Raw genomic sequence first — 12,454 nt, 5'->3', positions numbered from 1 at the left:
AGAAAATATATTTAAATTATATAGAATAATCAGATTTCTATATACTCCATATATATTTATTTTTCTCTTAAATTGACAAGGATTCTTTGCCTTAAAAAAACAAAGAATCCTTATCAATTTATAACTTGCTATTCTCTAAAACGTTCTATTTCGATTGCAACATAGTCATACTTGCCCATAATCTTTGACTGTGGTTTTTTAATTCTAACCAAAATACCATTTACAATAGCAAACTCCTCTAAAACATTAGATGAAATTTTTTCAGCTAAAGACTCTATTAGTGAAAAAGATTCATTTTCTACGTGATCTTCAATAATATCGTAGACCCTACCATAATCAACGGCATCAGATACAAGGTCGGTTTCTCCTGCCAAACGAGTATCAAGATATAGTTCAACATCAACGATAAAAGATTGACCAAACATTCTTTCATTCTCGGCAGAACCGTGATATCCATAGAACTTACATGATTTTAGTATAAGTTTATCCATATAACCGCCTCCCTAAAATATTCACAAGAATAACTAATTAAAATTCGAAAAAACCTCTTCAAACGTTTTATTAAAGATAGATGGTTTATCATATTTCCAAGTCCCATTATAGATAGGATCATTGTTTAAATAAAAGATACCTTCACCATGCTTTTGCCCCTGTTGAAATTCACCTTCGTACCACTTATGCTTGCTCCACATATATCTACCTTTTCCGTGTATTTGACCCTTTTTCCACTCGCCATCATAGACAAGCTCTCCTTTTGAATTGAAACAAGATCCAATACCATCCATTTTACTGTCTTTAAAATTACCTATATAAATATATCCGTCATTCCACGTATATATTCCTAGACCATCTTTTTTTCCATCTAGCCAGTTTCCTAGATATTCATCTCCATTATTGTACTTCATTCTACCTATACCAGTGCTTTTATTATTTTTAAAACTACCGATATACTCATTACCATTAGAAAATGTAAAGATTCCCTTACCATCTCTAATACCATTTACAAAGTTACCAATATACTCAGTATTTATATTGCCATCATTCTCTTCGCTATCTGGAGAGAATATATAAGATCCAACTCCTATCATCTTTCCATCTAATAAACGGCCAATATACATATCTCCATTGCTAAATCTATATATCTGTACCATATCATTTTCTTTTGCCATTTCCAACTTATCTTCATCAGAATCTTCGAGAATATTTAATACATCTGCTAAATTTTTATTTTTAGATATTTCTTCCTTCTGTGACTCTACATATTCGTTGTCAGCTTTTGTTGTTTCTATTAGTTTCTCTAATTTATCTGAAGGTTGACCCATTAATTGAGTTTCCAATTCATATACTTCTTCATCAGAAGCAAAAATACCTTTTTTCAGAGCGTTATTCTTCTTTAATTTGAACATTTTTAAACTTTTATTTATATCATCTATTTCATTAAAGTAGTTGCTATAAAGCTCTACATAATTTTTTGATAGGCTCAAATTAATACCTCCAATCATAATTGTTTGTTTTTAATTTATATTCATTATATCTATTATAGTATATTTCCTTAACTTTTAAAACAAGAAAAATATTTCTAACAAAATTAAAGACCATTGAAATAAAAAATTTAAAGGAAGAAATATCTTTTCCTGTAAATTCGCAATGGCCATTTACTTTATAAATCTTTTGATTTAAACCCTCTCCCCTTTACTTCATTTACTTCATTTATCGTTACAAAAGCTCTAGGGTCATGTTTAAAAGCTATTTCCTTTATCTTAGGAATTTCATTTGACGACACAATAGTATATACAAGCTTTTTGTTTTCACCTGTGTATGCACCTTCTGCATGCAGGAAAGTTACCCCTCTTATTAGTTCTTTCATAATGTCATCAGCTATCTCTTCTGGCTTATCAGATATAATTATAAGTGATTTTTGATAATTCATTGCATCCTTTATAAATCCTAAGGCCAGTGAATTTATATAAAAACCAATTAAAGTATATAAACCAAGAGTCAGTCCAAACATTACACTACCCAAAAGAACAACTATAACATTTGCAGCAAAACTTGTATTTTTTATTTCTATATTCTTTTTTATTTTTAGTATTGCAGCTATTATATCTGTTCCACCTGTTGATGTTTTTGCTCTAAATACTAAGCCTATTCCAAGTCCGTTTAAGAAACCACCGTATATTGTTTGAATAAACTTATCATGTACGGGAATAATAGAACCTATGTCCTGAGTAAGACCTAATATAAGGGAATAAATTATCATATTTATTAAACTAAATATGCAAAAATCTTTTTCAAGATATATAAAACCAATAATAAATATAGGTATATTTAATAGAAATGCCATTAAACCGACATTAATTCCGCTTACATAGTTGATTGCTGTAGCAAAACCAGTTACTCCACCACTCAGTAAATGTGCCTGTCTTAAAAAACCATTTACACCTAGTGCAGATATAAATAGACCCAGTATCATTGTCACCATTCTTAAACTTGGGTGCTCACGCAATCTATCTTTTACTTGACTCATTGTCTCCTCCAAATTAATTATAATCTTTTATACTATTTTATAACATATGAATTAATTTTGCAAAAAAATATAAAAATATAAAAAGAGAAAGCCCAGTAAACTGAGCTTTCCAACTTAATTTTTATAATATAATATTACTTATAATTTGTTTTATATCTATAAAATGCTTACATATATTCTTTTTATAAAAAATTATTTTATTTTATTTAATTTGTAGCTGATACAGGAGCTTTCCTAGGAGCTGCTGCAATTGCTGGACCTTGAGCTACAGGATTAGCTACTGGCTTTTTAGGAGCAGCTGCACCTACTCTTATAATACCTGTTTGAGAAGGATAGCTACTAACTGCTACTTTTTCAGTTTTTATTTTATTTCCTTTTTCATCTTTAAATATTCTATATGTGACTACATTATATCCAGGTCTTCCATATTTTTCTACAACTCTGCTTCCAGCAGGTAGACTTGCATCTGCAATTGTTCTATTTCCACCGCCAAATGACCCTGTCATCTCTGTAGCGATATCTATATTAGGCTTATCTTCACTTGCACCATATATTTGAGAAACAATCTTATTATCATAAGCTAGATTTTGAACATAAACTGGATGCTTATAAGGATTTTTAAATTTAAAGTCCTGACCCGGATCTCCATCTACTATTGTTGCATCTCTTCCTAAATCAACATAATTTGAAGGAATACTGTGATTTTTTCTAGTAGTAATCTCCATACCAGAAAGAAGTGCAGTATTAAATATAGTTGAAGAAGTCTGACAAACTCCTCCGCCTGGTCCAGGAACCAACTTACCACTTTCTATTACTGGTGCATTTTTATATCCATTTGAAATAGATTTTTCTCCTGCGATATCATTGAAAGAAAACTCTTCCCCTGGCTTTAATAGTACTCCACTTGTATCTACTGCGGATTTTCTTATATTATAATCTCTGCTAGGCATACCTGCAAATGTAGTAGAATATTCAGCAAGTAAACTATCAATCCCCTTTAAGTCACTTGACTTAATAGCTGATTCTTTTAATTTTACTATCAAATCTATATCGAAGTTATCTTGCTTTAAATTATAGTCTATCTCATGAAGTGATGATTTTACTATCATATCTCTTCCAGGCTCTTCTTTTATTATTTTTATTTTATCATCAACAAATTCAAGGCTTGCATTTTTCATTGGGGAGTCTAATTCTTTTTTTATTCTTTCCAGTTTTTTCTCTAATTTTTCTTTATTATAGCTCATTTCAAGATTGACTATATTTTTATCTCCCAAGTCAGATTTTAAAGTTTTTCCGAGATTGGAAAAATATGAATTCTCTCTTGTAATATTATATGCATTTTCAGCAGTTTTTTTAAAATCTATTTTTAAATCTATTTCGGAGTTGTCTATAGTCCACTTGCTATTTCCAAATTTAAGATTTACATTTTTGAATTTTTTTTGAGATTCTAACTTTTTAATAGCTTCCTGCTTATTTAGGTCGCTTATATCAATTCCAGAAACCTCTATATTATTTGCTATTTTATCAGAATTTACTTGTGCGCTTAAAGCTGCCATTCCGATTCCAATCACGCCAATAACTATTGCAACTGGGATAATTATTTTCTTATTCTTTTTTAAAAAGTCCATTTTATTCACTTTTACTATAGCCACTAAATTTTAAATTTAAATATACTATAGGTAAATCTCCTTTCTGATTACTTTTAATATTAATAAAGATAGCAACTAACACAAATTATGTGTAAGTTAATTTTAGTATTTAAAAAATATATTTTCAAAATACTTTGAACGATACTAATTATATCATATCAAACTCAAGTCAATCAATATATATACCGATAAAAAAGCATTACAAATCATTACAATTTGAATGGTTCTAAGTTTATATGTACAACTATCCTAAGATACATCTAATATATATTATTATCCAATAGTTTTATATTTAAACGTATTTATTTACTTTTAAAATAAAAGTTTTAGCTATTAATAATAAAAATTCTATTAAAAAAGCACAGCTAAAAGCTGTGCTTATATATACAAACTAAGATATTTTCTTTTTATATTTTCTCTCTTGTCTTTTCTTAGACTGTCTAGCTCTTTCAACTCTTTCACGCTCTAACTTCATTATTAGAGGTTTGTTGATAGGTAAGAATAACTTATGACCATTATATATGCAGATAAGTGTCGTTAGTGCCAAATCAAAAGCTAGGGATAACAGCATGTAAAAACCTAGGGATACTCTCACTCCCATAAAAAGATTTGCTACCACTAATATAGTACATACGCTAAAAGAAATTAATGTTGAAAATACGAAGTATCTAATTGCACGACTAAAAAAACTGCTAGCTTTGACTATAATGTCTTTCAATATTTTCACCATCCTCCCCTTATTCTAGCGTATTTTTATAATACCAACTAGGATCTTAATCATTACTAATAACATAATAACAAATTATGACACTTTTATCAATTAGTTTTTTAATATTTCTAACAATTTTTTAAAAAAAGTGGATTAAATTCGTAAATTATTCATAAAAACCCCTTATCTTAGTAAAAAATAGACTCCTTTGCTAGTTTATCGGCAAGCTCATTATATTCAACTCCACTATGAGCCTTTACCTTTTGAAAAGAAATATTTACTTTTTTCTTCATTTCATCACAAAATTCCTTATATTTTTTTGTTCCAATTTTATTGGCTTTCCAGTCTCCTGTACACCACTTTTCAATACCATTATAATCAAAATATATACGTAAATTTTTATAATTATTATCATAGCAGTACTGCATTGCAATCATAGCAGCTTCTATTTCACCAGCAACATTTCTCATTGAAACATTTTCTTTATTACTTCCTTTTTTAGAGAAAGTTTCTATAATTTTACCGTCTTTTAGTAATACTCCACCAGATCCGTAACTCTGTGACGAAACATCAAAACTCCCATCTACATAGGCCTCTATTAGATCTAAAGAGTCCGTATTTGCATTTTCTTTTATATTTAGCTTTTCATCACTAGAACTATTTTCTTCTTTCAATATAGTTGAGTTATTAGAAATCAAATAATCAATTGCTTCATGAGGATCAAAAAATGATTTGTATAAAGCATTTTTATGACCATGTATCATTTTCTTACAATCATCCCAATTTAAAAAAATTCCATTAATTTTTCCATTTTTCACAACATAATATTTCTGTTTAGACATATTCACCTCTTAATATTTACCTTCTTCTGAAAAATTCTATTATCCTTTCAATTAATCTTAAAAATTCATTTGAAAGATATTGTCTAGATAGTTGATTTTCACTGTGGTATTTACTGATTAATTTATTTGTTTGTTTCTTTATAAGTCTCTTATTTTTAAACCTCTTATACTCAATAAGGGCTTCATCTTCATGTGTTTCCATATCATCTTTCATTTTATTGGCAATAAAATAAGAAAGAACTGAAATCGCTACAACTACTAAAATTTTAACTGGGCTGTGTAAAAAACCTTTAATATCACTTCCAACATAACTTACCAAAAACATCATCAGAAACTTACCGAACATCATAGGTGGTATAAAAACTTTATATTTTATATCACAAATTGCAGAAGCAAGAGTAAGAAGAGAACTTGGAAGTACTGGTATTGCATAGAAAACAAATAAAGCTTTAAATTCCGAACGATTTACCTTACTTATTATGACATCTAGCTTATCTTTTAACCTTTGCATCCAAATTCTTTGAAAAAATTCTGTATCCAAAATTTTTCTAATTATATAAAAAACTGTAATTGTTCCGACACACGAGCCCAACCAAGAAGTAGTAAATCCTATGATAAAACCGTTAATTGCTGCATTTATAGCTGCAATAGCCATCAGGGGCAATGCTGGTATAAAACTTTCTACAAAAGCTGCAAAAAATCCCAAAGCAATTGATAATATCCAATAATCTTGTGCTAGGTATAAAATGTGCTCAATAGATTGCATCATAATATCACCTCTTTTTAATAAAAATACTAGGCAATTATATAAATTATCTAGTATTTAAAAAATCTTATTAATTTAAAAGGAGGAATCAATAATATTCCTCCATAGTATTTTTCTTTAATTATGCTACTGAATGAGACTTAACAGTATTACTAAGTATACAGTCTAATATATAATTAGTAACTGTATTGCACATATATGTAGAATACTTTAAATCATTTTCTTCGAAGTTACCATTAGCCTTATATTCAGTATACAGCTTTTCAAAAAATCTGTCTATATTATCAACATATTGTGTTCTATCATTTTTAATATTAAAATCTTTAGCAACCTTTGTTAGTCCGCTTTCATATTTGACATGAATTTTTAGACTGTGTTTAAACTCCCATCTTTCACTATGAGCAACACAGAAAAAATCCGTTAAAAAATGGCAGATTACTCCCATCTCCTGAGAAAATTCGGCTCTGTTATAATGTTTTTCAAGTGTATCTAGATCTAAGCTACTTAAAAATTCTATTTTATTTTTTACCATATCATATGATTCATACATATAATGTTTTTTTAATTTATATTTTGATAGAATATCTGGTTTTATATTTCCATATGTAAAGTTCTTTTCACTTAAAAAAAACTTTTTATCATCATCTGTATTATCTAGTAAAGACTTTGATATAATAATATGCGTCTTCATCATCATTTGTTATCGCCCTCATTTCAAACATATAATGTATACAGACTGTGTATACAAATTCTCTATAAACTGATTGTAATACTAAATCATCAATTTTTCAATAGTTTTATATCGATAATATACATAAGATTATCTATAGAATTTCTAAAGAAATTCTATAGATAAAGTTTTTTTGCTATATTCTTTATATAACAAAATAATATTATCATTTTATTATATAAAGAATATAAGATAAGATTGTTTCAATATTTTTAAAAAAGGAAATACTTAAAAGTATTTCCCCTGCCAACTATCTCTTCTTTTTAACTCATCATCGATTGCATTTAGAACTTCCCATTTTTTGAGACTCCATAGAGGGCCTAGCAAATCTTCTTTTTTCCCATCGCCTGTAAGCCTATGTATAACCATTTCTTGAGGTAATACTTCAAGCTGATCGCAAATAAGTTTTACATATTCATCTTTTTCTAAAAGTTTTATCTCATCATTATCAAGCATCCTTGACATTTGTGTATTTTTAATTACATGTAGAAGATGTATTTTTATTCCTTGAATATCCATCTTGGCTATTTTTTTTGTTGTTTCCATAATCATATCATAGTCCTCACCAGGAAGTCCATCAATAATGTGTACCACAACATCAATATTATGGCTTCTCAATCGCTCTACGCACTCTCTGAAGGCTTCAAAATCATGTCCTCTATTGATTATTTTAGATGTACTTTCATGAATGCTTTGAAGCCCCAATTCAACCCATAGATTTGTTTTCTTATTTAGCTCACTAAGGTATTCTAAAACATCATCAGGAATACAATCTGGTCTTGTCGATATAGATAAGCCTACTACATCTTCTTGCTTCAAAATAGTTTCATATTTTTCCTTCAAAACTTCTACTGGGGCATAAGTATTTGTAAATGCTTGAAAATATCCAATATATTTAGCATTATGCCATTTTTTTTTCATCATTTCCTTTATATCTTCAAACTGCTTGATTAGATTATCATTTGGATTACCTGCAAAGTCTCCTGACCCTTCCTTACTGCAATAGCTACATCCACCATAGCCGATTGTTCCATCTATATTTGGACAAGTGAATCCAGCATTTATAGAGACTTTGAATACCTTACTATTAAATTTTTTCCTTAAATAGTAATTCCATGTATGGTATCTTTTATTCTCTATACTATATTTAAATTTCGTCATTTAAAACCTCTCACCATTTCTTAATTTTATTCCTGTAGTCATAAAGTTTATCCCAAATATTATTGCTATAAATGATAATATACTTACCAAGAATTTAGTCAAAAATAAAGGGGATACTATTAGGAGAACAGCTATTACTATTTTCAACATATTCCATGTCCCGAAATAATATGTTGAATACCTTCTATTTCTTAAGTATCTAGACATTTCATAGTATAAAATATAGGCACCTAGTGCTATCGATAGTGCCATATTTATATACTTTGGAAATATAAATAATAATAAAGCTATAATAAACAGGATTATACTAATATTTCTGGCCTTTTTAATTTCTGACTTATCTGCATATCTGCTTAGTTCATTGAAATCTTTTAGCTTTAGCCAAGCACCATATAAAAAAGCAATAGCTATTCCCCAAGAAAACACGTTGACACCAACTGTTTTTCTAGACAAGCAATAAGCACCCACAGCTAAAAGTATTACTCCTAAGATTATCAACTTTCGACTATTTTTTTTATTGTATAAATTATTTAAATTAAAGTTTAAAAACATATACATCACCACCCACCTACAAAATATAAATAATTACTAAATGTATCTATAAGATTTTCACTGAAGATAAGTAGAGTTTTTTCCTTCTTTATAGCAAGTAAATATATTGTTTTTTAATATTTATAGCTTACTATAAACTCATAATCCATACATATAATGTATTTTATCTCTATTTATTTCAAAATCTTTATTTTAAAATTTCGTTATTAAAATCAACTACCATTTTTACTGCATCTGCAACAGATGGCGTCTCAAAGCCTGCAACTGATTTTACTGATTCTGGAGCCTCAGACATAGCAAAGCTCATTTTTATATTTTTAAGCATTGATATATCGTTTGGTGAGTCTCCAATTGTTACTATTTCATCCACTCCGGCAGCTTCTTTTTTACAGACAATTTTTATTGCTTCTAACTTTGAAACTCCTTTTGGAACTATATTCATAGTTGTTGGCCCTGATATATAAACATCAAATTCATTTCCATAGGCAGATCTATACTCCTTGACTAACTTTTCGAGTTTTTCTGTATCATAAGTAAGTATACCTATATTTCCTACTGAAGAGTTGTAACTTTCCTTTTCTAGTATGTCTTCATCAACAGTATATCCCTTTGAAAAATACTCCACAGAAGATGTATCTACTGGAACAACAATCGTTCCATCATATTTAAAGTATATTACATCATCTTCTTTATTTATATAATCTAGTCTTTGATATAAATCAATTATTTTTTTTATTTGAATATCACTCATTGTTGCACTATAGATACAATTTCCATCATTACTATATATATATGATCCATTTTCACATATAGAGTATCCATTCACTTGAGCCTTTTCTATAATTGATACAGTATGGCTGTATACTCTACCTGTTGCTATGTGAAATTTAATATTATTTTCTTGAGCCATAAGAATTGATTCAAGATCTTTATCTGTTATACCCTCTCTATAAAGTGTTCCATCTAGATCGCAAAATATATGCTTTATCATATATTACCTCCATTTTTTACTTTTTATTTATTTAAAAGCAAAAGTCTAACTTGATTTAAGGCCTCTCTCGCGGCTCTTTCTCTTACTTTTCTTCTATCTCCACTAAATATTTTTTTAATTGAAGTAGACTTTCCCTGATAGTATACACCTATGTATACTAGTCCCACAGGCTTCTCATCACTTCCTCCATCTGGTCCAGCGACTCCTGTGGTAGAAATACCTATATCAGAGCCTAGAGACTCTGCCGCCCCCTTTGCCATTGCTTCTGCAACTTGAGGACTTACTGCGCCATAGTTATCCAATATATCCTTAGATACACCTAACCTTTTTATTTTGGCCTCATTTGAATATGTAACACATGCTTCTAAAAGCGAGTCTGATATTCCTGAGTAATTAACAAGATAAGAGGCAATCAGTCCTCCTGTACAAGATTCTGCAACAGATATTGTTTTTTTTCTTTCTAACAACATCTTTGCAACCACGTTATCCATTTCTGTTTGAGTTGACGAAATACTATCATCTCCTATCAAGTATATTTTATCGCCACATATACTTGACACTTCATCAATTTTTTCTTGAATCATCTCTTCACACTTCTCTTCTGAAAAAGCACTTGCAGTGACTCTTATAAGAACTTCACCTTCCTTTGCATAAAGCGCAACTGTCGGATTAGTTTGCTTTGTTAAAAGATCCATCAATTGAATTTCTAGTGCAGACTCGCCAACTCCAAAGAACCTAATATATTTTGATTTAAATACCACATCCGCATCAGATCTTAATAAAGGCAAGATACTATTTAAAAACATAGATCTCATTTCCCTAGGTGGTCCAGGCATAACCATAATTCTTTTTTTACCACTTTTATCCTTAAATATAGCCCCTGGAGCAGTACCATTTGGATTAGGTATAATATCTGCTTCTAGGGGAAACATTGCCTGTTTTATATTATTTTTTGGTATATTCTTTCTACTGCCACTAAATTTAGAGCACTTCTCTTGAATATCTTCCCAAGATTCCTCATCTAAAAACATTTCTTGTCCAAAATATTTAGCAGCTGATTCCTTAGTTATATCATCAGCTGTTGGACCAAGTCCACCAGTAGTAATTACAACATCTGCCCCTGCATCAAATGCTGCTTCAAAGCATTTTACAAGTCTATCTATATTGTCACCAACTGTTACTTGTCTATATACATTCATGCCCAAAAGAGCTAATTGCTTAGATAAATATTGCGAGTTGCTATTTACAATATCTCCCAAAAGTAGTTCTGTACCTACAGAAATTATTTCAATATTCATTAGAAATCCTCCTAAGTAATAACCTATAATATTATTATTTTATCAAATATATTATAATTAAACAAGTTGCAAAAATGATAACATTTCAAAATGCTACTTAAAAACAAATTATATTTACCTATTTACGGTATATTTTTAAAGCTAAAAATCTTTTTTAAAGCTTTCAAGTTTAATAACATAAAGTTTAATCTGTTTTTTTCGATTTTTTTCTTGCAAAGAAATGCTTCTTGTGTATATAATGATATATGTAGATTAAAATTGAGATAAAACTAAAAAACAGATAATTGAATAAAATAGGAGGAAGTATATATGAAAGTTGCAGTAATATATGGAGGAGTTTCTTCTGAGAGAGAAGTTTCTTTAAAATCTGGTGCCTCTATGGTAAAAAACCTTGATAGAAATAAGTATGAGGTTATAGATTTTAAAATTGATGAAATGACTGATGTCTTTAAGTTAAATGAAATGGACATTGATATAGCCCTAATTGGACTTCATGGCAAGTTTGGTGAAGATGGATCAATTCAATCGATTCTAGAAGCTATGGGAATCAAATATTGTGGATGCGATCCTTTGACTAGTGGTATACTTATGGACAAGAATTTCACTAAAATAATCTCGAGACAAAATGAGGTTTTAACTGCTGATTGGTTGACTGTTAAGAGTGTTGAGGATATAGATTATAAGGCAATCGAAAATATGGGTTACCCTGTATTTATCAAACCTAATTCTGGAGGATCAAGTGTTGCAACATTTTTTATAAAATCTAAAGAAGACGTGGAAAATGCTGTAAGAGAAGGTCTTAAGTATGATGAAATAGTAATGATTGAAAAATACATAAAGGGAGTAGAACATACATCTTTTATACTAAATGGAGAGGTCTTCCCCACACTTAGAATAACTTCTGATAATGAATTTTTTGATTATGAAGCTAAATATTCTACTACAAAGGGTGCTGAAGAAGTTGTTGTTGAACTTCCTGAAGACTTGGATAAAAGACTAAAGTCTTACTCAGAAAAATGTTGGAAAGCCTTCAATTGTAAGGGATATGTAAGAGCAGATTATATTATAACAGATGACGGTGATATATATTTACTTGAACTAAATACACTTCCTGGAATGACTGAGACAAGCCTTATACCAAAGAGTGCAAAAGCTAGAGGTTTTGATTATTCAGGATTACTTGATAAACTAATTGAATATAGTCTATAAAATAAAAATGTCGACCTAAT

General features: G+C 29.3%; 13 protein-coding genes. 1 reads left to right on the top strand and 12 read right to left on the bottom strand.

Annotation, left to right across the window (positions count from 1 at the left end):
- Positions 1-128: 128 nt before the first annotated feature.
- The 12 genes from folB to UF10_RS03985 all read right to left on the bottom strand — a co-directional run bounded on the left by folB (position 129) and on the right by UF10_RS03985 (position 11,225).
- The gene (folB, locus tag UF10_RS04040) at positions 129-491 is read right to left on the bottom strand and encodes a dihydroneopterin aldolase (RefSeq protein ID WP_106776531.1); all 363 of its coding nucleotides are present in this window, start codon (positions 489-491) and stop codon (positions 129-131) included.
- Positions 492-524: 33 nt separating this feature from the next.
- Entirely contained in the window at positions 525-1,484 is a 960-nt protein-coding gene (locus UF10_RS04035; protein ID WP_106776530.1) for an MORN repeat-containing protein, read from the bottom strand.
- Positions 1,485-1,660: 176 nt separating this feature from the next.
- Positions 1,661-2,527, bottom strand: coding sequence for a YitT family protein (locus tag UF10_RS04030; RefSeq protein ID WP_106776529.1), 867 nt, complete (start codon positions 2,525-2,527; stop codon positions 1,661-1,663).
- 206 nt (positions 2,528-2,733) lie between these two features.
- Positions 2,734-4,179: a VanW family protein gene (locus UF10_RS04025; protein ID WP_242969038.1), complete on the bottom strand. Its 1,446-nt coding sequence runs from the start codon at positions 4,177-4,179 to the stop codon at positions 2,734-2,736.
- Between the two features lie 388 nt (positions 4,180-4,567).
- Positions 4,568-4,906, bottom strand: a complete 339-nt coding sequence (locus UF10_RS04020; RefSeq protein ID WP_106776528.1) for a hypothetical protein — start codon at positions 4,904-4,906, stop codon at positions 4,568-4,570.
- 167 nt (positions 4,907-5,073) lie between these two features.
- Positions 5,074-5,727 (bottom strand): ribonuclease H1 domain-containing protein, encoded by a 654-nt coding sequence (locus tag UF10_RS04015; protein WP_170062443.1) that lies wholly within the window; start codon positions 5,725-5,727, stop codon positions 5,074-5,076.
- A gap of 16 nt (positions 5,728-5,743) precedes the next feature.
- Entirely contained in the window at positions 5,744-6,496 is a 753-nt protein-coding gene (locus tag UF10_RS04010) for a TVP38/TMEM64 family protein (protein ID WP_242969037.1), read from the bottom strand.
- Between the two features lie 118 nt (positions 6,497-6,614).
- On the bottom strand, positions 6,615-7,190 hold the full coding sequence (locus UF10_RS04005; RefSeq protein WP_106776526.1) for a zinc dependent phospholipase C family protein: 576 nt from the start codon (positions 7,188-7,190) through the stop codon (positions 6,615-6,617).
- A 261-nt stretch (positions 7,191-7,451) separates the two neighbouring features.
- Complete coding sequence (locus tag UF10_RS04000; RefSeq protein ID WP_106776525.1) at positions 7,452-8,384, bottom strand: TIGR01212 family radical SAM protein; 933 nt, start codon at positions 8,382-8,384, stop codon at positions 7,452-7,454.
- Positions 8,385-8,942 carry a DUF308 domain-containing protein gene (locus tag UF10_RS03995; RefSeq protein ID WP_106776524.1) on the bottom strand — a complete coding sequence of 186 codons (558 nt, stop codon included), beginning with the start codon at positions 8,940-8,942 and terminating at the stop codon, positions 8,385-8,387.
- Positions 8,943-9,123: 181 nt separating this feature from the next.
- A complete protein-coding gene (locus tag UF10_RS03990; RefSeq protein WP_106776523.1) occupies positions 9,124-9,927 on the bottom strand; it encodes a Cof-type HAD-IIB family hydrolase in 804 nt (267 codons plus the stop codon).
- A 23-nt stretch (positions 9,928-9,950) separates the two neighbouring features.
- A complete protein-coding gene (locus UF10_RS03985) occupies positions 9,951-11,225 on the bottom strand; it encodes a competence/damage-inducible protein A (RefSeq protein WP_106776522.1) in 1,275 nt (424 codons plus the stop codon).
- Positions 11,226-11,534: 309 nt separating this feature from the next.
- Here UF10_RS03985 and UF10_RS03980 point away from each other — a divergent pair, with 309 nt between their 5' ends.
- The gene (locus UF10_RS03980) at positions 11,535-12,434 is read left to right on the top strand and encodes a D-alanine--D-alanine ligase (RefSeq protein ID WP_106776521.1); all 900 of its coding nucleotides are present in this window, start codon (positions 11,535-11,537) and stop codon (positions 12,432-12,434) included.
- The last annotated feature ends 20 nt before the right edge of the window (positions 12,435-12,454 follow it).

This window comes from Peptostreptococcus russellii (assembly GCF_003012055.1).
GTDB classification, from domain to species: domain Bacteria; phylum Bacillota; class Clostridia; order Peptostreptococcales; family Peptostreptococcaceae; genus Peptostreptococcus; species Peptostreptococcus russellii.
The sequence above is the reverse complement of the archived record's forward strand: the minus strand, read 5'-3'. Positions and strand labels throughout refer to the sequence as shown.